Below are 23,706 nucleotides of genomic sequence, written 5' to 3' on the forward strand. Positions count from 1 at the left end.
TCCGACGGCCCCGCGTGACTTCCTCACCAGGCATATCGCACCCTCACCCGGACGACCCGGCGCCCGCGCCGTGCTCCTGCTCCCTGACCCAGGCGGCGATCTGGGCACGGGAGTTGAAACCGAGCTTGTTCATGATGTGCTCGATGTGCCCCTCGACGGTGCGCTGGGAGATCACCAGCGTGGCGGCGATCCCCTTGTTCCGCGCCCCCTGGGCCACCAGCCGGGCGATCTCCGTCTCCCGCGGGGTCAGCGGCGACGACCCGCCGGTGCCCTGGGACGCGGCGGCCGCCGGCGCGGGCTCCTCCAGCCCGTAGGCCAGCCCGTCCTCGTAGCGCAGATCGCTGCCCTGCTCGAACTCCGCGAGGTACGCCGCAGGGCCGAGCACCCGGCGGGTGTCGTCCACGCATTCGTCGTGGTAGTGCGCCAGGTGCCCGTACCCCGACAGGGGAGCCCCGACCGCCTTCCAGACGGTCTCGGCGATCCCCAGCAGCCGGGCCGCCCTCGCGTACTGCCGCTCGGTGGCGGCAATCCAGGCCAGAACCTCCAGGTTCACCCCGATTCCGAGGGGATCATCGAGTGAACGGTTGAAGCGAAGGCTCTCCTGCTCCATCTTGGTCGCGCGGGCGGCATCGCCCTGCCGCCACACCTCGACCCCCAGCGCCATCATCGTGTAGGACCGGTGCCAGCCCTCCCCGTAGGCGTCGCACACGGCGATGCCCTCCTCGCCGATGGAGATGGCGAGCGCCGAGTCGCCCAGGAAGGACTGGGCGAGGGAGAGCCTGATCAAGGCCAGCGCGCGGCCCACCGGGTCCCCGGTGGACGTGTGGCGCCGCACGGCGTCCTCGTAGAGGGCGATCGCGGTCTCGGTGTCGTCCCGGACCATGGCGATCATCCCGGAGAAGACGGCCACATAGCCCAGGACCGGTTCCAGCCCGAGCTTCTCCCCGATGGCCTTGCTCTCCTCCAGCATCGCGGCGGCGGCGTCGGGATCGGCCTGGATGATGGCGAGCCAGCTGTTGGACCACAGCGCCCGGGCCCGGACCTCGCTCGGTCCGGTGTCGGACGCCAGCGCCCGGTCCATCCAGCGGCGCCCCTCGGCCAGGTAGTAGCTGGTGATCCAGTGGTAGAGCAGATCGGCGCCCATGCCCAGCCCCACCCTGACCTCGGCCGGGTCGGAGAGGCAGTACTCCAGGGCGGTGCGCAGGTTGGCATGCTCCATCTGGAGCCTGCCGAGCCAGGCGACCTGGTCGGCCCCGAACAGCCGGACCCGCGCCTCGGCCGCCAGCGCCCGGTAGTGGTCGCGGTGGCGCCGCTGGATCTCGGCGGTCCGGCCCGATTCGGCGAGGCGCTCGCGGCCGTACTGCCGGATCGTCTCCAGCAGCCGGAACCGGACCGTGCCCGGATACTCCTCACGAGTGAAGATCGACTTCTCCACCAGGGCGGCGATCAGCTCGACGACCTCGGCGCCGGTGATCCCGTCGCCGGAGCACACCTCCTCGGCGGCCTCCAGGTCCAGGCCGCCGCTGAAGACGGAGGCCCGCGCCCACAGCGCGCGTTCCCGCTCGGTGCACAGGGTGTAGCTCCAGTCGATCAGCGCCCGCAGCGTCTGGTGCCGGGGCAGGACCGCCCGCGAGCCCCCGGTGAGCAGTCGGAAGCGGTCGTCGATCCGCTCCAGCAGCTGCTGCACCGAGAGCACCCGGAGCCGCACCGCCGCCAGCTCGATGGCCAGCGGGAGCCCGTCCAGCCGCCGGCAGATCCCCTCCACCGTCTCCTGGTTTTCCTGGGTGACGGTGAATTCGGGCACCACGGCCTGCGCGCGCTCGGTGAACAGCTGCACCGCGTCCGATGTCGCGGGCGCCCTGACCGCCGTGCGGGTGCCGCCGCTGTCGAGTGACAGCGGCGGCAGCGTCAGCGTCTGCTCACCGGCGATCCCCAGAATCTGGCGGCTGGTGGCCAGGATCCGCAGCTCGGGGGCCGAGCGCAGGAGTGTCTCGGCCAGGACGGCGCACTCGTACAGCAGGTGTTCGCAGTTGTCCAGGACCACCAGCGCCTGCTTGTCCCGCAGATGCCCGACGAGCACCTCCAGCGGCGGCCGGCTGGAGTGGTCCCTGATCTCCATCGCCTCCATGACCAGCGTGATGAGGAGTTCGGGTTTCTCCAGGTAGGCCAGCTCGACCAGCCAGACGCCGTCCGGGAACGCCCGCCGCAGGGTCGTCGCCGACCGCGTGGCCAGCCGGGTCTTGCCGACCCCGCCCACGCCGGTCAAGGTCACCATCCGCGAAACCGACAGCATGCGCCGGACCTCGGCCAGTTCCTGCCGCCGTCCCACGAAACTCGTCGCCTCGGCGGGCAGCCTCGACGTCCGGCGTCCGCTCGCGACGCTCGATGTCGCTGTGACCATCACCGCCTCGCACCGCGCAACCGCGCACTGCATTACATGCAATTACCACTCTATTCACGCCATTCCCCCGCGTTCGCCAATAGAACGGTCAAAAGAACCCGCAGGCAGTCAGTCAGGAGTAATTGAACGGTCACCGGTGGCGGTGGACCCGTCTCAGCGGCGCAGGGTGATCTCCCGTTCGACACGTGCCAGCTTCTCGGGGTTGCGCACGGCGTACAGGCCGGTGATGCGGCCGTCGTCGACGCGCACCGCCATGACGGTGTCGATCCGGCCGCCGGGCCGGAGGATCAGAGCCGGGTAACCGTTGACCTGTGCCGGCAGCAGCGACGCGGTGGAAATCCTGCCCAGCACGTGGGCCACCCTGTCGGCTCCCAGAACGGGTTCCAGTGCGGCCTGCACGACTCCGCCGCCATCGGTCAGCAGGACGACGTCCGGTGCGAGGATGTCGAGCAGGCGTTGCAGATCACCGGTTTCGACCGCACGCTGGAAGGCCTCGAGCGCGGCTCTGGTCTCGGCTGGGGAGACGACGTCGCGCGGGCGGCGCGCGGCGACGTGGGCCCGCGCGCGGTGGGCGATCTGGCGGACGGCGGCCGGGTTCTTGTCGACGGCTTCGGCGATCTCGTCGTACCCCAGGTCGAACACCTCACGCAGGACGAACACCGCCCGTTCGGTCGGTGTGAGGGTCTCCAGCACCAGCAGCATCGCCATCGAGACGCTGTCGGCCAACGCGACGTCCTCGGCCACGTCGGGCGCGGTCAGCAGCGGCTCGGGCAGCCAGGGGCCGACGTAGGACTCCTTGCGCCGGCCCAGCGTGCGCAGCCGGGTGAGTGCCTGGCGGGTGGTGATCCGGACCAGGTACGCACGCTGGTCCCGCACCGTGTCGAGATCGACGCCCGCCCACCGCAACCAGGTCTCCTGCACGACGTCCTCGGCGTCCGCCGCCGAGCCGAGCAGCTCATAGGCGACAGTGAAGAGCAGGTTCCGGTGGCGGACGAACGCCTCGGTGGCCTCGTCCGCGCGGCCGCCACGAGCGAGCGGCTCGGCCGTCCCCGTCGTCGGTTCGCTCATTGCCGGCTCCCGCCTGTTCGCTTTCGACCGTGCCACACACCAGACTCCGGCCCCGACCGCTTTGTGACACCCAGGGGCGGTGGCGCACGTCACATGACCCGCGCTGTCACAAGGATCCGGGCGCGGGCGTCTCGTGTTCGTCAGGACGCCGCGCGAACGATCCGCGGCAGGCGACTCCACGAGTGAGGACGAAGTCATGGAACCCCGAATCGACCTGATGGCCAACGAGCTCAGCACCAAGATCGCCAAGCGGTTCTACAACGTCAGCCTGGCGATCCAGCAGTCGCCGCTGCCCAAGGCCATCCACGAGCTGGTGATGCTGCGCGCCAGCCAGATCAACGGCTGCGGCTTCTGCGTCGACTTCCACACCAAGGAGGCCGCGGCCGCCGGCGAAACCGCGGTCCGGCTCCACCTGGTCGCCGCCTGGCGCGAGTCCACCGTGTTCACCAAGGCCGAGCGGGCCGCGCTGGAGCTCGCCGAGGAGGGGACCCGGCTCGCCGACGCCCACCACGGCGTGTCCGACGAGACCTGGGCCCAGGTACGCAAGCACTACGACGAAGACCAGATCGTCGCGCTGGTCTACCTTGTCGCCATGGTCAACGCGGCCAACCGGCTCGGCGTGATCGTGCGCAACCCGGGGGGTTCCTACGAGCCCGGCATGTTCACCAGCATGTCGAGCTGATCGGCAGGAGAATCATCGGCCCGGCCGCGGGATCATTCGATCCGGGCCGGGCCGCGGTTGGTCCTGCACCTTCCTGCTGGCGTCGGAGGACTTGACCTTGTAGATGCCTCGCTCACTGGACGACGCTCACAGCAGCAGGATGCCCCCGGCGTGCCCACGGCGCGTATCGCCGGCCGGTCAGCCGAGGTCGGCGAGCTTGCGCTCCAGCACCACCCGCTCGCGCTCATTGCCGCACCGCCGTACGGCGAGTTCCAGTTCGGTGCGCGCCTCGTCGGTGCGTCCCAGCCGGGTGAGCAACTCCCCGCGAACGCTCGGCAGCAGGTGCGAGTGCGACAGCGCCTCGGCGGACGCCAACTCGTCCACGATCGGCAGCGCCGCGGCCGGTCCCTGCGCCATGGAGACCGCCACTGCCCGGTTGAGGTCGACCACCGGGGACGGCGCGAGCCGGCCGAGCGCCTCATAGACGAGCACGACGCGCTCCCAGTCCGTCGCGTCGACCGAGGGAGCGACGGCATGGCATTCGGCGATCGCCGCCTGCAGGCCGTAGGCGCCCAGGCCCCGCCCGGCCTGCTCCGCGCGGGCCAGGGCGGCCTGTCCCCGGCCGATCGCGGCACGGTCCCAGCGGCGGCGGTCCTGGTGCTCCAGCAGCACCGGCTCCCCGTCCGGGCCGGTGCGGGCGGGGAAGCGCGCCGCGGTCAACTCGAGCAGCGCCAGCAGGCCGTGGACCTCCGACTCGTCCGGCATCAGCCGGCTCAGCACCCGCGCGAGGCGCTGCGCCTCGCTCGCGAGGTCGAGCCGGATCAGATCGTCACCGGAGCTGGCCGAGGACCCTTCGGTGAAGATCAGGTAGACCACGCTGAGCACCGAGCCGAGCCGCCCGGCCCGCTCCTGGGCCGGCGGCACCTCGAACGGCACCCGGGCCGCCCCGAGGGTCTTCTTCGCCCGGGTGATCCGCGCCTGCACGGTGGCGGTCGGGACGAGGAACGCCTTGGCGATCTCGTCGCTCGTCAGACCGCCGACCACCCGCAGGGTGAGCGCCACCCTCGCCTCCCGTGACAGGACGGGGTGGCAGGAGACGAACATCAGCGCCAGCACGTCGTCGTCGATCTGGTCCGGATCCCACAGCACGTCGCCGGCGTCCCGGACCGGATCGGCGGATGCGCTCCCCGAGGAGACACCGCCCTCGCCCAGTTCACGGGCGAGGGCGCTGTACTTGTCGTCGAGGGCGGCGCGGCGGCGGAACGCGTCGATCGCACGGCGCCGGCCGACGGTGAGCAACCACCCCGCCGGGTTGCGGGGGACGCCGTCGCGCGGCCAGGTCACGAGCGCCTCGGCCAGCGCCTCCTGTGCGAGGTCCTCGGCCAGCGCGAAGTCGCCGGTATACCGCGCGAGCGCACCGACGATCCGTGCGGACTCGATCCGCCAGACGGCCGCGACGGCCTCACGGCCGGTCGATCCGCTCAGAGCTGGCCGGTGGCTTCCCGCCACGCCCGCTCCTTCTTGACCCACTCGTTGTCCTGCGGGAACTCGTCGATCGTGGTGACCCGGCGGATCTCGGTCTTGAAGCCGGCGCCGGTGATCGGCGACCGCTTGGCCCACTCGACGGCCTCCTCCTTGGAGGCCACGTTGAGGATGTAGAACCCGCCGAACAGCTCCTTGGTCTCGCCGTACGGGCCGTCGGTGACCACGGGCGGCTCGGAGGAGTAGTCGACGACCACGCCCTCCGCGGCGTCGTCGAGTCCCTCGGCCGCGACCAGCACGCCGGCCCGGATCAGCTCATCGTTGTACTTGCCGATGGTCTCCAGCATCTCGTTGAAGTCGATGTCCGCCATCCCGGCGAAGGCCTCGTCGGTGGCGCGCATGACCAGCATGTACTTCATGATTCTGTCTCCTCGGGGTGTCGGGACCCTCTCTCGGGCCCTTTCCCCCTTAGGTCGAACGGGGCATGCCGTGGATCGACACGGCCGCCGATCTTTTTCTGAGGAACTCCGGCGGCGTCCGGCCCGAAGACGCTCACAGGTCCACGCTAGCGGCGCATTCAGGTCAGTGTTGACCAAGTCGGCCGAACCCCGGAGTGCCGCACCTCGGCCCAGGCCGGCCGTCCGTCTCGCCGTCAGGCCGGCGGCCAGTTCTGGAGGACGCTGTCGAGGGCGTCAAGAGTTCTGGACCAGGAGGCTTCCACCTCGCGCGGGTGGTGCTGGAACGCGCCCGCGGTCTCCAGGCTCACATAGCCGTGGAACACGCTGCCCAGCATCCGTACCGCATCGGTCTGGTCGGGGTCCGACAGCTCATAGCCGCGCAGGATCGCCCGCGTCATCTCCGCGTGCCGCCCCGCCGCGCTCATGGCCGCCGTCTCAAGGTCAAGCTTCATCCGCGCCGCGGCGTACCTGCCAGGATGCCGCTTGGCGTAGTCCCGGTAGGCGCCCGCGAAGGCCACCAGCGCGTCCTTGCCCGCGCGTCCGGCCACCGCGGCGGCGACCTGGTCGGCGAGTTCGGCCAAGGCCAGCAGCGCCACGCGCGTCTTCAGGTCGCGGGCGTTCTTGATGTGCGAGTACAGGCTGGCTTCCTTGACGCCGAACCGGCGTGCCAGCGCCGCGACGGTCACGTTGTCGAAGCCGACGTCATCGGCCAGTTCCGCCGCAGCCAGGGTCAGGCGTTCAACGGTCACCCCTGCGCGTACCATGGACCCCTTCCTTATTTCCTAGGTAGCTAATACGTTTGCCTAAGTCTATTAGGAAGACTAGCGTCGCCGTCCATGAGACCTGTCACTGAACGCGACATCCGCACCTCCTTCGTCAACTGCTCCAAAGGCGAGGCCCAGCGCCTTGGCCTGCCCAAGGACTTCGCTGACCTGCCCTGGGACGACCTGGACTTCCTGGGGTGGCAAGATCCGGGTGCTCCCGCACGCTCCTACCTGGTCGCCGAACGCGACGGCCGCCTGGTCGGAATCGCGCTGCGCACGGCCTCGAGCTCAGCGCGCGGCTTCACCGCGCGGAGCATGTGCTCACTGTGCCTGACCACCCGCACCAGCGGCGGGGTGGCACTGATGACGGCGCGCCGGACCGGCGAGGCGGGCCGCCAGGGCAACTCGGTCGGGCAGTACCTCTGCGGCGACCTCGACTGCTCGCTGTACGTGCGCGACAAGAAGCGATCCGTCGCAAGCGGGGTTCTCGATGAGACCATCTCCACGGAGGAGAAGGTCGCACGCATCCGGGCCAACCTGCACACGTTCCTGGACAAGGTCATCCAGTGATCATCACGGGAGGCACTTCCTGATCAGGCCGTCCACCGTGTGCGCCGCCTCGGCCTCGGCGTCGAGCCGCATGGGCTGGCCCGCCTACGGGACGTGCGTGTGCACCGCGGCGTACGGGCTGATGAAACTCGCCCAAGCCCTCGGCGCCAACGCCCTCGCCGACAAAGACCCCTTGCGCCCAGACCTTCGCGAGCGGTTGCTGGATCGCGACCCGCTCTTCGTCGCCGGCCACTGGATCCTGTTCGCCGCTTCCATCATCGGCGTGCTGATCGCGCTCGCCACCGTCCGGCCCTGGGGCCGGCGCCTGCCACGCCGGCTCCTCCTCGCCACCTGCCGGATCCTCGGAATCGCGATGATTCTGCGCTCCATCGGCCCGGTCGGGTTCGGCTTCCTCGGTGACACGCTCGTCCTCACGGGCCTGAACCCACCGCCGGCCGAACACGCCGACCTCGTCCGTCACCTGGCCCGCTGGGACCTTATGCTCTGGTCCCCCTTCTTCCTCACCTGGGGCACGCTCTGGACCGCCACCGCCTGGTACTTCAGGCAGCGATCGCCGCATGAGGCCGGAACAACCTGAACTGCCACCCTTCCCCGGGCGCCCGTCACGGTGCGGGCAGGGAACGGCCTGTAGAGCTCACTAGAGGCGACGTCTTATCGACCGGAGAAGCGGTCACTCCCTGGCCGCTTCTCCTGGCACTGTTGCCGCGTGCCAGGCAACGACAACCCGATCGGCCCGAACACGGTGGCCCCTCAGCCCTCAACACCGATCGTGGTCGAGGGCCTGTCCGTGATGCGGCACAACCTGCCCGACTGGTGTCACCCGGGCCGACCTCGCGGCCGGCACCGCACGCGAGGTTCAACGGCCGGGCGATCCACCGCCAGGCCGACTTCCGACATCCTGCGCGGGACGCCCGACAGGCAGCAATCAACCGGAGCGGTGACGGGCTCGCAGAATCGGGCCATCGTCCTGAGCGGCGTCACCCACCGAACCCCGCTGGCTCCCGAGTCCTGCATGAAACCGAAGGGAACGGCGTACCGTGAAGATGCGAGAACTGGGGCGGTATCCGGCCGGGGCGGGCGAGCGCCGATGACCGTTCTCGACACCCGGGCGCTCAACCGCGCGACGCTCGCCCGGCAGTTGCTGCTCGATCACGCCGACCTGCCGGCCCTCGACGCCGTCGCGCACCTGTGCGGCCTGCAGGCGCAGGAGCCGCAGGAACCGTTCGTCGGGCTCTGGTCGCGGCTGCGCACGTTCGACCCGGCGGTGCTCTCGGACCTGCTGATCCGGCGGAGCGTGGTGCGGACCCACCTGATGCGCCGCACCGTCCACCTGCTCACCGCCGACGACGTCCTGTCCTGGCGGGCCCGCCACGACATCATGCTGCGCCAACGGGTGCTCGGGACCTACCGCCGCGAACTCGCCGGGGTGGACCTCGACGAGCTTGCGGCGGCAGGCCGGGCGGTCATGGCCGACGGCGAGCCCCGCTCGATGGCGGAACTGGCGCGGGCGCTGGCCGAGCGGTGGCCGACGCCGGGACATCGGGCGCTGGGCGAAATGCTGATCGCCGCCCTCATCCCGACGGTGCAGCTGCCACCGCGCGGACTGTGGCGCACGAGGGCGGGGGTGCGCAACGTCATGCTCTCCTCCTGGTTGGGGCGCGAGATCGCACCGCCGGCTCCGGAGGGCTCCGATCCGGTCGGTGAGGTTCTGGTGCGGCGCTATCTGGCCGCGTTCGGGCCCGCCTCCTCGGCCGACCTGCGGGCCTGGTGCGGCCTCGCCGGCCTACCGGCCGCGGTGGCCGCGATACGCGAGGAGCTGATCACCTTCCGCGACGAACGAGGCCGGGAACTGCTGGACCTCCCCGATGCGCCGCGCCCCGACCCCGACACCCCCGCCCCGGTGCGGTTCCTGCCGGCGTTCGACAACGCGCTGCTCGGTTACCACGACCGCGGCAGGATCGTCGACGACGCGCACCGCGGCCTGTCCGTCGCCGGTGCTCGGGTCGTCCTGGTCGACGGCCGGGTCGCCGCGACCTGGAGCGTCAAGGCCGACACCGTGATCGTCACCCCGTTGCGCCGCTTCTCCCGAGCCGACCGCGCCAACGTGGCCGAGCAGGGACGGGCGCTGGCGTCGTTCCTCTCCGACAACGACAGCCACCGCGTACAGATCGATGCGTCCCCCCGCTGAACGACACACCCGCGGGCCGCCCCCGTTCACGCGGTCGGCGCCGGTTCGGCCAGATCCCCTGAGACCTAACAGGGGTGCGCAGGTGGCCGTCGCGTAAAAGAAGCACGACGACCCCTTGACCATCATCACAACAGTCTCATATTTTCGATGTACCTCAAATATATCGAAGGTATACGACACTCCATGACCTCCCCCGGACGTACCAAGACCGAGCAGGCGTATCACGCGCTCCGGCGCGCGATCGTCGTAGGCGACCTCGCCGAAGACGCGCCGTTGGACGACGCGATGTTGCTGACCCACTACGGCTTCGGGCGCACCCCCACAAGGGAGGCGCTCAAGCGGCTGGCCGACGAGCAGTTCATCACCTACCCGCCGCACCGCACCCCCTATGTGCGCGGAATCAAGCTCGGAGACCTGTCCAGGTTGTACGAGGCACGCCACCTCCTGGAGGAGCCGGTGGCGCGTCTGGCCGCACGGCGGGTCACATCGGCGCGGCTCGATCGGCTCGACTGGATTTGCGACCGCATCGACGAGGAGATCGCCGCGGGCCACCCGTACGAGGCAGTGGAGTACGACCACGAGTTCCACCTGGAGATCGCCAAGTCGACGGACAACCGGTTCCTGGCCGAGTCGGTGAACAAGCTGAACTGCGGATCCCTGCGGATCTGGTATTTGGCGCACAGCAGGCTCGGCATGGAGACCGTCAACGAGGGTCACCGGGCCGTGAAGGCCGCTCTCGTCGAGCGCGATTCGGAGAAGGCGGCCGTGCTGGTCAGCGAGCACATCGACACGTCGTATGCCCGGCAGATGGAACTACAGAAACTCGACACCATCACCTAACGCCATCGCCGATCCCCCCTCGCTAGGAAATACCATGAGAAAGACCTCGTTGGCCGGGGGCATGCTCGCTCTTGCCCTGGTAACGGTCGCAGGATGCGCAAAAGGTACCGCCACCAACGCCAACGACTCGGCGGACTCGGGAACCATCACGGTCAAGGGTTATTCGGGAGTGTTCGAGGACAACTTCCAGAAGGCCGTCATCGAGCCGTTCAAGAAGAAATATCCGAAGATCCAGGTGAAGTACGTCGGCTCCGCCAACTCGGCGGAGAACCTGGCCTCGCTCCGCGCCGCCAGGAAAAACCCCGACAGCGACGTGTCCATCATGGACATCTCCACCTCGGGCACCGCCAACAAGTCAGGGCTCTTCGCGGCGCTCGATCCCGCCAAAGTGCCCAACATGGCCGACATAGAACCGCGCGGCAAGGTCGCGGGCAACTTCGGCCCCGCCCTCACGTTCGACAGCCTCGTGCTGATCTACAACGACTCGGTCAGCCCCGCGCCCACCAAGTGGGAGAGCCTGTGGGACCCCAAGTACAAGGGGAAGGTCGTCGTCCCCGCCCAGCCCGACATCCAGGGCACCGCGCTCATGCTGGTCGAGAACCAGAAGGCCGGCGGCGACTACACCAAGTCGGTGGCCGCGGGCGTGGCCCGGCTGAAGCAGCTCGCGCCGAACGTGCAGACCTGGGATCCGCAACCCGACGCGTACACCCTCGTGCAGTCGAACAAGGCCGCGCTGGCCATCGGCTGGAACGCGCGCGGCCAGTACTACCAGGACCAGAGCCAGGGCAAGATGAAGGTCGCCATCCCGGAAGAGGAAACGATCTTCCAGACCAACACCATCAACCTGGTGAAGGACTCGTCCTCGCCGGCCGCCGCGCAGACGTTCGTCAACTACGCGCTCAGCCCGGAGGCGCAGGTCTCCTTCACCGACACGATGTACTACGCGCCCACCAACACCAAGGCCGAACCGAGCGGCAAGGCGCTCGCCCGCACGGCGCTCGACCCGAAGAAGTCCGCGAAGATCCTCGACGTCGACTGGGCGCAGGTGGCGGCCAACCGCGACGACTGGACGCAGCTCTGGCGCCGCCAGATTCTGGCGAGCTGAGGGGACGGCATGGCATTCCTCCAGCTCACCGACCTCGTCAAGACGTACCAGGGCACTGATCGACCCAGCGTGGCCGACTTCACGATGGACATCGACAAGGGCGAGTTCGTCTCCCTGCTCGGTCCGTCCGGGTGCGGGAAGACCACCACCCTGCGGATGATCGCCGGCCTCATCGAGCCGACCTCCGGGCAGATCCACCTGGACGGAACCGAGCTGACCAGGACCCCGGTGCACCAGCGCGGCATGGGACTGGTCTTCCAGAACTACGCCCTGTTCCCGCACCTCGACGTCGAACGCAACGTGGCCTTCGGCCTGGAGATGCGTCGCGTGTCCAAGCCGGAGGCCAGACGGCGGGTCGAGGAGGCGCTCGACCTGGTCAGGCTCGGCCACCTGAAGAGCCGCCGCATCAAGCAGCTCTCCGGCGGCCAGCAGCAGCGGGTCGCCCTGGCCAGGGCGCTGGTCGTCAAACCGGCCGTGCTGCTGCTCGACGAGCCGCTGTCGAACCTGGACGCCAAGCTGCGCGACACGATGCGCGACGAGATCCGCGCCATCCAGCGCAAGCTCGGCATCACCACCGTGTTCGTCACCCACGACCAGGACGAGGCGCTGGCCGTGTCCGACCGGATCGTGGTCATGTCGGACGGCGTGGTCGAGCAGGTCGGCACGCCGGAGGAGATCTACGAGCACCCGGCCAACAGGTTCGTGGCCGGCTTCATCGGCCGCGCCAACCTGTTCGAGGCCGAGATCAAGCGCACCACCGGCGGCGTGGCCGAACTCGAGGTGGCCGGGCTCGGCCCGATGCGCGCGATCGACGACCACGGCAGGCCGGGTGCGGCGACCGTGCTGGTCCGGCCGCACCGGCTGCGCGCGAGCGCGGCGGCCGACGACGCGCAGGGCACGGTCGAAACGGTCGTGTACGTCGGCGACTCCATCGAGTACGGCGTGCGGGTCGGCGACACCACGGTGTCGGTCCAGTCCGTGGCCGGCAGAGACGGCAGGCTGGAGCGGGGCGCACGCGTGCGGCTGTCCTGGCAGGCCGAGGACGCCCTGGTGCTGAAATGACCCGGGCGACCCGCTCGCACCGGATGACGGTGCTGGGCCTGACCGTGCCCGGCCTCATCGGCATGGCCGTGTCGTTCCTGCTGCCGCTGCTGTGGCTGCTGCGGATGAGCTTCAACCGGGGAGACTCCTCGGGGCTGATCGAGGAGACGTTCACCTCCGACTCCTACCAGCAGTTCGTGGGCGACTCCTACTACTGGGACATGGCCTGGGAGACCACGCTCCTCGGGCTCGGCGTCACGGCGATGACGATCGTGGTGTCGTATCCGATCGCGCTGTTCCTGGTGCGCACCGAGTCCAGGTTCAAGGGCGTGCTGATCGCGCTCGCCGTGGCGCCGCTGCTGACCAGCTCCGTCGTGCGGACGTACGGCTGGCTGGTGCTGCTGGGCAACCAGGGCGTGGTCAACCAGGCCCTGCTGGCGACCGGGCTGACCGACGGGCCGGTGGCGCTGATCAACAACAGGATCGGCGTCTACGTGGCGCTCGTCGAGATCATGATGCCGTACATGATCCTGGCCCTGCTGGCGGGCTTCGGCCGGTTCAACCCCGAACTGGAGCACGCGGCGCAGAGCCTGGGCGCCAACCGGTGGCGCACCTTCTGGCGCGTGGTGTGGCCGCTGAGCATGCCCGGCGTGCTCACCGGGGCGCTGCTGGTGTTCGTCCTGACCATCAGCTCGTTCGTCACGCCCAGGCTGGTGGGCGGCGGCAAGGTCTTCTATCTCGCCACGGAGATCTACGACCAGGCGACGGAGACGCTCAACTGGCCGTTCGCCGCCGCCATCGCCTTCATCCTGCTCGGGCTCTTCGCCATCGTCATCGTCCTCTACCAGAGGGCTCTTCGGCGCATCGAGGCGCAGTAGGGAGGTCCGACAGTGACATCGAAACTCAGAGGCTGGCCGACCCGGATCCTCGTGACGCTGCTGTACCTGTTCCTGCTCGCCCCGATCCTCATCGTGGTGCTCATCTCCGTCGACACCCAGGCGACGATGGCCTTCCCGCCGCAGGGGTTCAGCCTGCAGTGGTACGTGCGCCTGGCGCAGAACGCGGAGTTCATCCACGGTTTCCAGGTCAGCGCGGTCGTCGCCGCAGGCGTGGCGCTGCTCGCGCTGCTGATCGGGGTGCCCGCCGCCGTGGCGCTGACCTGGCACGAGTTCCGCTTCCGCGGGGCGCTGTCGGCTTTCTTCCTCTCCCCGCTCATGGTTCCCGCCATCGTGCTCGGCCTGGCGCTGCTGCTGGTGCTCGAGCCCATGCGGATCACCGGGACGTACGGCGGGCTGATCGTGGCGCATCTGGCCATCACCGTCCCGTACGTGATCAGGACCACCTCGATGAGCCTGATGACCATGAACAGGTCGTGCGTGGAGGCCGCGCGCACACTCGGGGCATCGCCCTGGCACACCTTCCGCCGGGTGACGCTGCCCCTCATCGCGCCCGGCGTCCTGGCCGGCGGCGTGATCGCCTTCCTGATCTCCTTCGACGAGGCGGTGATCTCGCTCTTCGTCGTCGGCCCTCAGGCCACCACCCTGCCCGTCGAGATCTTCCACTACGTGGAGGAACGGACCGACCCCCAGATCGCGGCCCTGTCCGTCGTCCTGATCGCCATCAGCATCGTGTTCGTGGTGGTCATCGAACGCGTCGCCGGTCTGAAGAAGGTCCTTCGCTAGAAACACCTATCTGGAGCGGTTCTGCATGTTCATCCGCCATCCTTCCGCGCCCTCGATCGATCCCCGGATCGTCGAGGCACTGAGCCAGGTCTGCACCTCGACCCTGGGCCACCTGCGTGATCACGGGTTCCCCCGCGGGCTGACGCCCAACGTCCGGCCGCTCAAGTTCGTCGGCACCGCCGTGACGGTACGGCTGCCGCACCTGGACTCCACCGCCGTCCACGTGGCCGTGGACGATCTGCGCCCGGGCGACGTCCTCGTTGTCGAGCAGAGCGGCGACGAGCAGCGGTCCTGCTTCGGCGGGCTGGTGTCGTTCACGGCCAAGACCAGGGGCGCCGTCGGCGCGGTCATCGACGGCCAGATCAACGACATCGAGGAGATGTCCGGGTACGGCTTCCCCGCCTATTCGCGCGGCGTCGCCGCCCTCACCACCAGGATCGCCGGCATCGAGGGCGCCATCAACGTGCCGGTCTCGGTCGGCGGCGTGGTGGTCAGGCCGGGTGACGTGGTGTTCGCCGACTCCGACGGGATCGCGATCATCGATCCGGGCGAAGCGCGGGAGGTGGCCGCGCTGCTCAAGAAGAAGGAGGACGCCGAGATCCCGGCCCGCGAGCTGATCGCCGCGGGCGGGCGGATCTCGGAGATCTCCGGCGCGGCCAAGCACTACGCCTGATTCGATTGGAGTCGTTGATGAGCATCAGGATCGGCGTCGCGCAGTTCGGCGCCACCACGGACAAGCAGGCCAACCTCGCCACCGCGACCGAGCTGATCGAGCGGGCCGCCGCCGACGGGCTCGAACTGGTCGTGGTGCCGGAGAACGCCATGTACTCCAACCCCGACCCGAACGCGGACATCTCCGGCGCGGTGGAGACGCTGGACGGCCCGTTCGTCACCGGCGTCCGCGAGGCCGCCAAGCGGCTGGGCATCGCCGTCGTCGCAGGCATGACCGAGCGGCTCCAGGACGACCATCGGGCGTCCAACACCGTGATCGCGGCCGACGCCCGCGGCGAGCTGGTCGGCGTGTACCGCAAGGTGCACCTGTACGACGCCTTCGGCTACCGGGAGTCCGACCGCATCAGGCCCGCCGACTTCGCGCCGCTCACCTTCGAGCTCGGCGGCCTCACGTTCGGCGTCATGACCTGCTACGACCTGAGGTTCCCCGAGATGGCCAGATTGCTGGTCGACGCCGGCGCCAACGCGATCGTCGTGCCCGCGGCGTGGGCGGTCGGCCCGTCCAAGGAGGACCACTGGACCACGCTGGCCCGCGCCCGCGCCATCGAGAACACCTCCTATCTGGTCGTGTCCGGCCAGACCGGGCCGCGCTGCACCGGGCAAAGCATGATCATCGACCCGATGGGGGTGATCGTCGCGTCGGCGGGAGAGGCACCGGGCATCGCTTCCGGCGTCGTGTCCGCCGACCGCGTCGACCAGGTGTGCGCCAAGAACCCGAGCCTGGCCAACCGGCGGTTCAGCGTCTCCGCGTCCTGAGAAGAATCCGCACCGTGATCCGCCGGCCAAGGCCGAACTCGGGCAGGTAGGCATCCGCCGGGTCGTCCACCCGATCTTGCCCTCGGCCACCGGTTGCAGCACCACGGTCGCGGTGAAGGTCTTGGTGTTGCCGCCGATCCGGACCCGCCCGTTGGCCGGCGGCTTGGCGCTCTCGCCCAGCTTGCGCACCCCGGCGCTGCAAACCCTCTACGCCGTGAAGAAATCGATGAGGGCGCGGGCGATCTGGCCGGGGGCGTTCTCCGTGGGGATGTGGTCCGCTTCCGGGATACGTATGAGCGTGGTTTGCGGGATCTCCAGGGCGAACTTCTCGGCGTACTCCACCTTCTCGAAGCCGTCGTCCTCGCCCCAGATCAGCAGCTTAGGCGTCGTGGACCGCTGCAGCGCGGGAACGAGCTCGAGGGTGTAGCGGCTTTCGGCGGCGGCCGCCATGGCCAGCCACGAGCGGCGGACCCGCGGATCGGTCCACGGATCCAGATAGTCAGCGATCCGCTGCTCGGTGGCGGCACCGGCCAGCGCCGCTGTCACGGCCTGTCGGCGGGCGACGAGAAGTTCATCGGCGGCGGCCCCCGGGTCCCGGAACCGGGCCACGTGGGGCGCTGGCCAGGAGTCGTAGAGGACGGAGTTGACCAAGGCCAGCCGGGACACCTCCAGCCGATCGTGGGCGAGGAGATGCTGGGCGACGGCGCCGCCGATGTCATGGCCTGCCACGGCGATCGGCCCGGAGATCTTCAGCGCTGACGCGAATCGCACCACCCAATCCGCAAGAGCCGGGACCGTGGCCGTTTCCAGGGTGAGTTCGCCTCCCGAGCGACCCAGCCCAGGGAGATCGACCGCAAGGGGCCGCAGCCCCGCCTCCGCGAGGCGGCCCACCACCGGAAGCCACACACGGCTCCAATACGTTCCGTGCAGCAGCAACACGGCCGGGCCGTCCTGCTCTGCGGTCAGGTAGCTGGCCGTTTCGCCGTCGACTTGGACTGAGGTCCTCAGCACGCCCGTTTCAGTGGTTTCACTCATGGGACCACTGTGTCCTGGGGCCCACCTCCCGGCCGAGAGTCCAAAAAGACATTCATGGGTATATTCCTGCCATGAACCGTCACCGGGTGGTGGCCCTGCTCAACCCACCCCAGTCCCCCTTCGAACTCGCCTGTGCCGCCGAGGTCTTCGGCACCGTCCGGCAGGACGTGCCGGCCCACTACGACTTCCGCATCTGCGCCGAGCGCCCCGGCCCTCTGCAGACCACCGTCGGCTACGCGATGCTCGTCGACGCGGGGCTGACGGCCCTGCGGGAGGCGGACACCGTGATCGTCCCCGGCTGGCAGCCGGCCGGCGCACCGGTGCCGCCGACCGTCACCGAAGCACTGCGGGCTGCCCATCGGCGCGGGGCGAGGATCGTCGCCATCTGCACGGGGGCGTTCGTCCTCGCTCAGGCCGGACTGCTCGACGGCCGCCGCGCCACCACCCATTGGCGCCAGGCCGCCCAACTCGCCGCCGCCTTTCCCGAGGTGCGGGTAGACCCGGACGTGCTCTACGTGGACCACGGCGACGTGGCGACCAGCGCCGGAACAGGTGCGGGCATCGACCTGTGCCTGCACCTCGTACGTTCCGACCACGGCGCGGCATACGCCGCCCAGATCGCCCGGAACATGGTGCTGCCGCCACACCGGGAGGGCAGCCAACTCCAATACGTTACACAGCCCGCCCCGGCCAGGGCGGACGAGTCATTGGCGCCACTGCTGGAGTGGGCCTCCTCCCAGCTCGACACCCGACTGACCGTCGGCCGGCTCGCCGAACGCGCCGGGCTGTCGAGCCGAACTCTCGCCCGGCAGTTCACCGAACAGCTCGGCACCAGCCCGGGACAGTGGCTGCTCGGCCAGCGCCTCGACGCGGCACGGGTACTGCTGGAGCAGACCGACCTTCCGGTGGAAGCCATCGCCACCCGGGTCGGACTCGCCTCGGCGGTCAACCTGCGCCGCCGCTTCCGGGCGCACCTCGGCACCACACCCGGCGCCTACCGACGGACCTTCAGCGAAACCCGGTAGGCAAGAAGGCCCAGCACATGTGGCAGGCTCGCCGCCATTCCCGCCGCTGAAGCTCCGAGCAACTACGCGGAGTCCGAAGGCCGGATGCTGCCGGGCAAGAAGCACATCGGCCGGCCCACGGCGCGGCCGAGCTCGTCCAGCCGGCAGAACGTGGCCAGGGCAGGCGAAGGTAGCGTCAGACAAGTCGAGGTGTTCTGTATAGGCGGGGAAGGACCTGTCGGTCGCCTGGCCATCGCCTGAGATCCCGGCAGGTGATTGCGTCGAGCAGTGCCTGGTGTTCGGGCACCAACGCCCAACACGACTGGAGCGCCTACCTCGCCGCCCGCGCGGTCTCCTCCGTGTCGAGAAACACACCGCGATGATCCAGGGCCCAGGTGCGGAAGGGGCGAGCTGGGCGGCTGAGGACGCGGTGGACGTCGTTGGTCACGACGGCGTTGCCGCCGTCGCGGACCAGCTGGGATCCGCGGACAGCGACGTCGACCACGGAGGGATCCAGCCCGCTGGCGAGCATCTGCTTCCGCGCCGCCTCCAGCGGAACCTCGACGGTACTGATCGGGCGGGTGAGCACCTCGGACAGTAAAGCGACCTGGCCGGGAACGCTGACCAGGTCAGGCCCAGTCAGTGTCAGAGCCATGCCGTCATGTTCGGCGCCAAGAAGGGCCTCCACTGCCACCTCGGCCACGTCGCGGGGGTCGACGACACCTTGCGTGCCGTTCCCGGTCATGTTCGGCACCGGCTGTCCGGCTCGGATCGCGTCCGCCCAGCGCAGCGCATTGGAAGCGAACGAAGACGGCCGCACGCCGCCCAGGCCAACCCGCAGTCGGCCAGGGCTCGTTCTCCTGGCGCGTGCCAGTCCGCCGGCATGGTGCCCCCGTCGTCGGTCGAAGAACGGCCTCCGACGGCCGACAGTTTCACCACTTTGCGCACCCCGCCAACGCGGGCGGCGCTGATCATCGCCAGGTCGTGCTCGGGAACCCACGCCCCCGGCGCGGTGAGCAGGAATACACCCTCCACGCCGGCCACGGCGTCACGCAGCGTCTCCGGAGCCTCGAAATCGGCCCCCGCCACCTCCACATCCGTCTCGACCGACGGCGAACGGGCGGGGTCGCCGGTCATCGCCCGCAGCGGCACGCCACGCCCGGCCAGCAGCCGAAGGGGGGCAGACCAAGCAAGCCCGAAAGGGGCAAGCCGCAGGTCAGCGGGGTGCGCGCCGGGTGAGGCGTGACGAGGTCGGGGTGTGCCCGCTCAGCGAGTGCGGCGGGGTCGTGTTCGGCGGTGATGCGGGCGGAGGTCTCCTCCCCCAGGCGCACGTAGTGCCCGAGGCTGCCCAGGTGGGCGTGGCGGGACTTGGCCTGCAACTCGGTGGCGGACCGTCCGGCGGCCGCCAGGTGGGTCAGCGCGGAGTGGCGCAGCTGGTGCAGCGTCCACCCGACCCCGTGCGGGTCGAGTGCGGCGGAGGCGGTCTTGAACAGGTACTCGGCGCGCGGATACGACAGGCGGCCCGGCCGGTGACCAGGCAGACGTCGGCGGCCGCTGGCGCGCGGCGCCCTGAGGTGGGGGCGCGCCGGTCGGCCAGGAACACCGGCCCGGACGTGCGGCCCTGCAGGAGGCGAGGCAGCAGGCGGGCGGCGCCGGTGGCCCAGTGCACGTACTCGATCGCGCCGCCCTTGGAGACCACCCGGCCCCGGCAGAATTTGAGGTCCAGGTCCTCGACGTTCAGCGACAGGATCTCCTCGGCCCGGGCGGCGGTCTCATACAGCATGCACCACAGCACCCGCTCGCGCAGGGCGTGGGAGTTGTCGGCGAACAACGCCTCCAGCCGGGCCCGGGGGATGACGCGGTCGCCGCGGCGGCTGGTCTTGCGGCGCTCCAGGCGCCGGGCGGGGTTGGTGGCCAGCAGCTCCTGCCGGTTGGCCCAGGCGGTGAAGGACACCAGCGCCGACAGGTGCCGGTTCCACGTCGCCGCCGACGCCGAACTCCAGCGCTCCATCACCGCGGCGTAGTGCTCGGGCTCCAGCGCGGCGACCGGGTGGTGCGGCCCGGTGACGTCGACCAGGCGGGCCAGGGGGGCGGCATAGCCGGCGCGGGTGGTGGCCGCCTGCAACGAGTCGATGAACTTCTCGACCGCCCCGGCGACGGTGGCCGAGTCACCGGACGGGGAAGCCGGGCCGGACGAGCCGGGGAACGCGACGACCGGCACGAGCACCTCCCAGAGGATCGATGTGACAGATAACGTTGCCGAGTCGCCCCCGCCACGGCGAGCGGCGACCTGGGCGGACACAGCTGGAGGGCATTGTGTGACAGGTAATTCCCATTCTGTGTCACAGCCACAGCGGGGTCCGAACCGCACCTGTCAGTACGCCAAACCCAGCCGACCGGAGGTCGACGAGCAACTGGCCGACCTGATACCCAATGCCGCCTTCGTCGGTCACCTATCCGCCCGGTCTCTCCCAGGTACGACGGCGGCCCCCTACGCGAACGCACCCGCCGCTACGAACTCCCGAACAACGCTGAGAATGACGCATTCTCAGAAGTAGACTGCCGCCGCGACTTCCGAGAACACGCAAAACCGAGCACTCTCCGCGACGGTCTTGCCGTCACCCCACACCGAGGCGATATCGAGCTGGTTGAAGGCGTTGATCACCGTGTGGGCCGCCCGGCCCGTGGGCCGGGCGGCCCACGCCGGTCAGGCCGTGAGCCCGGCCAGCAGGTTGACGTCGACGGGGTGGCCCATGACCTGGACGCGCCAGTCTGCCAGCTCCTGGTAGCCGTCGGAGGCGTACCAGCCGCGCGCGGCCTGCTCGGAGGGGAAGGCGACGAGCGCCATCTTGGTGTACTCCACCGGTCCTTCGAGTCGCGCGGGCGCGCCGAACGCCAGGAGCTGACCGTCGTGTTCGGCGAGGGTGGCACCGACGCCGGCGAGGTAGCGGCCAAGCTCGGCGTCGGGGGTGGCGTCGGTCCTGACGAAGAGGACGTAGTGCATGGCGTGCTCCTTGGTGCGGGGCCGCGGGGGATGCCCACGACCTCCCAAAATTTCCATCACGAACACTTCGATGTGAAACTGTTCGATGTCATGGACGTTATGCCCGAGATCGCATCGATGTCAAACACTTCGATGTCGAAATGAATGGTAGGCTCGCCGTATGAACGACGCCGTCGACGGGATCATCGAACGGTGGGGCGCCCTCCGCCCCGACCTGGACACCACGCCGATCGGCGTGGTGGTGCGGGTCTTCCGCGCTGCGCGGCTGCTCGACCAGGGCATCAAGGAGTACTTCGAGGCGCACGGCCTGGAAACATGGGAGTACGACCTGCTCAGCACGCTGCTGCGCGCGGGAGACAGCAGCACCCTGCGCATGTCCGACCTGGCCGGGGCCGCGATGATCTCGCCCGCCGCGCTCACCAACCGCATCGACCGGCTGGTCGTCAAGGGCCTGGTCACCCGCGCGACCGATCCCGAGAACCGACGGCTCGTGCGCACCGCCCTCACCGACCAGGGCCGCCGTATCGCCAACGACCTCATCGACGGCCACGTCGCCACCGAACTGGCCCTGATCGACGGCCTCACGCCCGACGAACAGGCCGTACTCGCCAAGCTACTGCGCAAACTCCTGCTGTCCCTGGGCGACCAGGGCTAGAAGCCCTCAAGGCGACGGGTCGTGAGCAGCGCAGCGACGGGCACCCGACCAAGGCCGAGGTCGCCGCGGCGTTGGCCGCTCACCATGGCGCGTCTCAGCACAGCGACCGCATCACCCTGTCCACTGCGGTCGGTGACGTCATCCGCCAGGCCCGGGCCGACCTGGAGCCCGGCGCCGCGGTCGTGGTCGACGTCGAGACCACCGGACTGGACGGCGTCGTCGTCGAGCTCGCCGTCCTGGACGCCGCAACCGGGGAGGTGCTGCTGGACACCCTGGTCAACCCCGGTGGCGTCCTGGTGGAGGAGGGCGCGCGGGCCGTCCACGGCATCGACGACGATTCCCTCGCCGCTGCTCCCAGCTGGGAGCAGGTGCTCCCCGGCTTCCTCGCCGCCGTCGGCGATCGGCGGCTCCTGGCCTACAACGCCGCCTTCGACTCGGCGCGGATCGCCGCGACCCACGCTCACGCGGGCCAGGACGCCGCACAACTTCCCGCGCTCGGCCGGTGGGGCTGCCTCATGGAGGCGCAATCGACGTGGCTGCGGATCGGCCGGTGGCTCCCGCTGGGCGGTGGCCACCGCGCCCGCGGGGATGCTGAGGCGGCCTGCCCGGTTCTGCAGCAGCTGGTCGCACCAGTCGGGTAGCCGCTCGCAGGCTGCTCGGCGCGCCCCGGGACCTTCGAGGTTCCGGGCCCTCCGCTCGGGTCCGTGCGACCAGATGAAAAGTAGCTCTGCGTAGTTCTGGTGACTGGTGGTGACGGTACTGTCGATCGGCATCAGCTGCGACGGAACGTGAGCCCGGCTCCGGCGTGCAGGCGCTTCGCGATGCCGACCCCTCTGGTCCGGAGCAGGAAGGATCTTGCTCTGAGGGCGGCAGGCCTGGCACTCGCGCTGTCCGGTAATGATCGTTCGCGAGACACCACTCGGCGCCGAGCATTTCCGCAGGACAGGTTTGTAACGCTTCCCGTGTACGCGCCTACGTCACACTGTCGGACCTTCGCGTTACGCTCGCGGGCCATGCGGATCGGCTACGCCCGGGTCTCCACCCGCGACCAGCACCCCGAAGCCCAGCACGACGCCCTAACGGCAGCCGGCTGTGAGCATGTCTTCATCGACAAGGCCTCCGGCAAGCTGGCCAGCCGCCCAGAGCTGAACAAGGCTCTGCTGGTCGCCCGCGACGGCGATCAACTCGTCGTCACCAAACTCGACCGGCTCGGCCGCTCCCTGGAACACCTCATCACCTTGTCGAAGGAGCTGCACGAGCGCGGTGTGGACTTGGTGGTACTCGACCAGGGCATCGACACTTCCACCGCCATCGGCCGCATGTTCTTCCAGATCCTCGGTGCCATCGCCGAGTTCGAACACGCGCTGATGTCCGAGCGGACGCTTGACGGGCTGGAGGCCGCACGTGCCCGCGGGCGTACCGGCGGCCAGAAGCCGAAGCTCGGCCCCCGGCAGGTCACGCTGGCCCGGCAGATGTATGACGAAGTCGGCCCCGGCGGCAAACGCCGCTACACCGTCCAGCAGATCGCCGAGCAGTTCGGCGTCACACGGCCCACCATCTACCGGCATCTTGGGACCACCACACCCACGGGAAAGCCGACGACCTGACAGTGCGGTCGTGTTCTCCAAGCGGTTCCAGCATGCCCCCGGCGGTGGCCCGGCATGTCACCACCCGTCGGTGTGGTGGCGGTCCGGCTCGGTAAAGTGTGCCCGGTGGGAGATATGTACGAGGTCGTGCTGGCGATGGACATTCGTGCCGACGTCACTGACGATGAGCTTGCCGAGCTGCTGTGGCATGTGGGTCAAGGACCACAACCCGAGCGGCTGACGATGGGCACTGACAATTTCCTGGGCACCCGCCCCCTAGGTGATCCCAACGACCCCGATTGCGAGTGGGATACCGACGAGCCAGCGCCCGTGTTCGATCAGCGCGGTGTCGGCTGGAAGATAGGGGGCGCACTTGTCGTTGAGTTGGTGCGGCGGCAGAAACCGGATGGCTGGTCACTGACGGTACGCCAGGAATTCCATCCCGACAGCTTCTACCAGCTCAGGGCGCTGTTGGACTGGCTTGGCCCGCATTCAGTCAACGCCAACGTCGGCGATATCCCGTTCTTCGTCGGGTACATGCGCTTCTATGAGGAGGCCGAGATTACGCCGCTCGTTCTGTTGAACGGACGGATTGGCCTGCCGGAGGCCATCGAATCGCATACTCCGCACTGGCAGGGCGCCTGAGCTGTTAACGGCCCGCCCCCCGGGACATG

At 69.4% G+C, this 23,706-nt stretch carries 26 protein-coding genes; 16 read left to right on the plus strand and 10 right to left on the minus strand.

Annotated features, from left to right (window positions below; translation table 11 throughout):
• Nucleotides 1-43: 43 nt before the first annotated feature.
• Together ABD340_RS32600 and ABD340_RS32605 are read right to left on the minus strand one after the other, a co-directional pair.
• Nucleotides 44-2,401 (minus strand): ATP-binding protein, encoded by a 2,358-nt coding sequence (locus ABD340_RS32600; protein ID WP_344594216.1) that lies wholly within the window; start codon nt 2,399-2,401, stop codon nt 44-46.
• Nucleotides 2,402-2,554: 153 nt separating this feature from the next.
• Nucleotides 2,555-3,469, minus strand: a complete 915-nt coding sequence (locus ABD340_RS32605; RefSeq protein WP_344594217.1) for an RNA polymerase sigma-70 factor — start codon at nt 3,467-3,469, stop codon at nt 2,555-2,557.
• Nucleotides 3,470-3,665: 196 nt separating this feature from the next.
• Between ABD340_RS32605 and ABD340_RS32610 the strand changes: the two genes are divergently transcribed.
• Nucleotides 3,666-4,151 carry a carboxymuconolactone decarboxylase family protein gene (locus tag ABD340_RS32610; RefSeq protein WP_344594218.1) on the plus strand — a complete coding sequence of 162 codons (486 nt, stop codon included), beginning with the start codon at nt 3,666-3,668 and terminating at the stop codon, nt 4,149-4,151.
• A gap of 177 nt (nt 4,152-4,328) precedes the next feature.
• Here the strand turns inward: ABD340_RS32610 and ABD340_RS32615 are convergent, their stop codons facing one another.
• From ABD340_RS32615 to ABD340_RS32625, 3 genes are all read right to left on the minus strand, one after another.
• Nucleotides 4,329-5,615, minus strand: a complete 1,287-nt coding sequence (locus ABD340_RS32615) for an RNA polymerase sigma factor (RefSeq protein ID WP_344594345.1) — start codon at nt 5,613-5,615, stop codon at nt 4,329-4,331.
• On the minus strand, nt 5,612-6,031 hold the full coding sequence (locus ABD340_RS32620; RefSeq protein WP_344594220.1) for a YciI family protein: 420 nt from the start codon (nt 6,029-6,031) through the stop codon (nt 5,612-5,614). Before ABD340_RS32620 ends, ABD340_RS32615 begins: the two co-directional genes overlap by 4 nt.
• Before the next feature lie 233 nt (nt 6,032-6,264).
• A complete protein-coding gene (locus ABD340_RS32625; protein ID WP_344594222.1) occupies nt 6,265-6,834 on the minus strand; it encodes a TetR/AcrR family transcriptional regulator in 570 nt (189 codons plus the stop codon).
• A 72-nt stretch (nt 6,835-6,906) separates the two neighbouring features.
• Here ABD340_RS32625 and ABD340_RS32630 point away from each other — a divergent pair, with 72 nt between their 5' ends.
• The 10 genes from ABD340_RS32630 to ABD340_RS32675 all read left to right on the plus strand — a co-directional run bounded on the left by ABD340_RS32630 (nt 6,907) and on the right by ABD340_RS32675 (nt 15,748).
• On the plus strand, nt 6,907-7,404 hold the full coding sequence (locus ABD340_RS32630) for an FBP domain-containing protein (RefSeq protein ID WP_344594223.1): 498 nt from the start codon (nt 6,907-6,909) through the stop codon (nt 7,402-7,404).
• A gap of 97 nt (nt 7,405-7,501) precedes the next feature.
• Nucleotides 7,502-7,981 carry a DUF3995 domain-containing protein gene (locus ABD340_RS32635; protein ID WP_344594224.1) on the plus strand — a complete coding sequence of 160 codons (480 nt, stop codon included), beginning with the start codon at nt 7,502-7,504 and terminating at the stop codon, nt 7,979-7,981.
• Between the two features lie 510 nt (nt 7,982-8,491).
• Complete coding sequence (locus ABD340_RS32640) at nt 8,492-9,592, plus strand: winged helix DNA-binding domain-containing protein (RefSeq protein ID WP_344594226.1); 1,101 nt, start codon at nt 8,492-8,494, stop codon at nt 9,590-9,592.
• Between the two features lie 183 nt (nt 9,593-9,775).
• Nucleotides 9,776-10,432, plus strand: coding sequence for a GntR family transcriptional regulator (locus ABD340_RS32645; protein ID WP_344594228.1), 657 nt, complete (start codon nt 9,776-9,778; stop codon nt 10,430-10,432).
• Nucleotides 10,433-10,466: 34 nt separating this feature from the next.
• The gene (locus tag ABD340_RS32650; protein WP_344594230.1) at nt 10,467-11,537 is read left to right on the plus strand and encodes an ABC transporter substrate-binding protein; all 1,071 of its coding nucleotides are present in this window, start codon (nt 10,467-10,469) and stop codon (nt 11,535-11,537) included.
• Between the two features lie 9 nt (nt 11,538-11,546).
• Nucleotides 11,547-12,599 (plus strand): ABC transporter ATP-binding protein, encoded by a 1,053-nt coding sequence (locus ABD340_RS32655; protein ID WP_344594232.1) that lies wholly within the window; start codon nt 11,547-11,549, stop codon nt 12,597-12,599.
• On the plus strand, nt 12,596-13,456 hold the full coding sequence (locus tag ABD340_RS32660; protein WP_344594234.1) for an ABC transporter permease: 861 nt from the start codon (nt 12,596-12,598) through the stop codon (nt 13,454-13,456). Before ABD340_RS32655 ends, ABD340_RS32660 begins: the two co-directional genes overlap by 4 nt.
• 12 nt (nt 13,457-13,468) lie before the next feature.
• On the plus strand, nt 13,469-14,260 hold the full coding sequence (locus ABD340_RS32665; protein ID WP_344594235.1) for an ABC transporter permease: 792 nt from the start codon (nt 13,469-13,471) through the stop codon (nt 14,258-14,260).
• 25 nt (nt 14,261-14,285) lie between these two features.
• Nucleotides 14,286-14,933, plus strand: a complete 648-nt coding sequence (locus tag ABD340_RS32670; RefSeq protein ID WP_344594237.1) for an RraA family protein — start codon at nt 14,286-14,288, stop codon at nt 14,931-14,933.
• 17 nt (nt 14,934-14,950) lie between these two features.
• Nucleotides 14,951-15,748, plus strand: coding sequence for a carbon-nitrogen hydrolase family protein (locus tag ABD340_RS32675; RefSeq protein WP_344594238.1), 798 nt, complete (start codon nt 14,951-14,953; stop codon nt 15,746-15,748).
• Between the two features lie 207 nt (nt 15,749-15,955).
• On the opposite strand, the gene ABD340_RS32680 is transcribed toward ABD340_RS32675, so the two are convergent.
• Nucleotides 15,956-16,783: an alpha/beta fold hydrolase gene (locus tag ABD340_RS32680; protein ID WP_344594240.1), complete on the minus strand. Its 828-nt coding sequence runs from the start codon at nt 16,781-16,783 to the stop codon at nt 15,956-15,958.
• 71 nt (nt 16,784-16,854) lie between these two features.
• Here ABD340_RS32680 and ABD340_RS32685 point away from each other — a divergent pair, with 71 nt between their 5' ends.
• On the plus strand, nt 16,855-17,808 hold the full coding sequence (locus ABD340_RS32685; protein WP_344594241.1) for a GlxA family transcriptional regulator: 954 nt from the start codon (nt 16,855-16,857) through the stop codon (nt 17,806-17,808).
• 310 nt (nt 17,809-18,118) lie between these two features.
• Here ABD340_RS32685 and ABD340_RS32690 read toward each other — a convergent pair whose 3' ends face one another.
• The 4 genes from ABD340_RS32690 to ABD340_RS32705 form a co-directional block, all read right to left on the minus strand.
• On the minus strand, nt 18,119-18,532 hold the full coding sequence (locus ABD340_RS32690) for a Rossmann-fold NAD(P)-binding domain-containing protein (protein ID WP_344594242.1): 414 nt from the start codon (nt 18,530-18,532) through the stop codon (nt 18,119-18,121).
• The gene (locus ABD340_RS32695; protein WP_344594346.1) at nt 18,529-19,002 is read right to left on the minus strand and encodes an SDR family oxidoreductase; all 474 of its coding nucleotides are present in this window, start codon (nt 19,000-19,002) and stop codon (nt 18,529-18,531) included. The genes ABD340_RS32690 and ABD340_RS32695 overlap by 4 nt, the downstream gene beginning before the upstream one ends.
• Before the next feature lie 199 nt (nt 19,003-19,201).
• Nucleotides 19,202-20,014: a tyrosine-type recombinase/integrase gene (locus ABD340_RS32700; protein ID WP_344594243.1), complete on the minus strand. Its 813-nt coding sequence runs from the start codon at nt 20,012-20,014 to the stop codon at nt 19,202-19,204.
• Nucleotides 20,015-20,494: 480 nt separating this feature from the next.
• Complete coding sequence (locus ABD340_RS32705; RefSeq protein ID WP_344594245.1) at nt 20,495-20,791, minus strand: DUF1330 domain-containing protein; 297 nt, start codon at nt 20,789-20,791, stop codon at nt 20,495-20,497.
• Between the two features lie 160 nt (nt 20,792-20,951).
• Between ABD340_RS32705 and ABD340_RS32710 the strand changes: the two genes are divergently transcribed.
• The 4 genes from ABD340_RS32710 (at nt 20,952) to ABD340_RS32725 (ending at nt 23,677) form a co-directional block, all read left to right on the plus strand.
• On the plus strand, nt 20,952-21,446 hold the full coding sequence (locus ABD340_RS32710; RefSeq protein ID WP_344594246.1) for a MarR family winged helix-turn-helix transcriptional regulator: 495 nt from the start codon (nt 20,952-20,954) through the stop codon (nt 21,444-21,446).
• Between the two features lie 71 nt (nt 21,447-21,517).
• Nucleotides 21,518-22,087 carry a 3'-5' exonuclease gene (locus ABD340_RS32715; RefSeq protein ID WP_344594247.1) on the plus strand — a complete coding sequence of 190 codons (570 nt, stop codon included), beginning with the start codon at nt 21,518-21,520 and terminating at the stop codon, nt 22,085-22,087.
• 372 nt (nt 22,088-22,459) lie between these two features.
• The gene (locus tag ABD340_RS32720) at nt 22,460-23,053 is read left to right on the plus strand and encodes a recombinase family protein (RefSeq protein ID WP_344594248.1); all 594 of its coding nucleotides are present in this window, start codon (nt 22,460-22,462) and stop codon (nt 23,051-23,053) included.
• A gap of 114 nt (nt 23,054-23,167) precedes the next feature.
• The gene (locus ABD340_RS32725; protein ID WP_344594250.1) at nt 23,168-23,677 is read left to right on the plus strand and encodes a hypothetical protein; all 510 of its coding nucleotides are present in this window, start codon (nt 23,168-23,170) and stop codon (nt 23,675-23,677) included.
• The last annotated feature ends 29 nt before the right edge of the window (nt 23,678-23,706 follow it).

Source organism: Actinomadura vinacea, assembly GCF_039532545.1.
Taxonomy (GTDB): Bacteria; Actinomycetota; Actinomycetes; order Streptosporangiales; family Streptosporangiaceae; genus Spirillospora; species Spirillospora vinacea.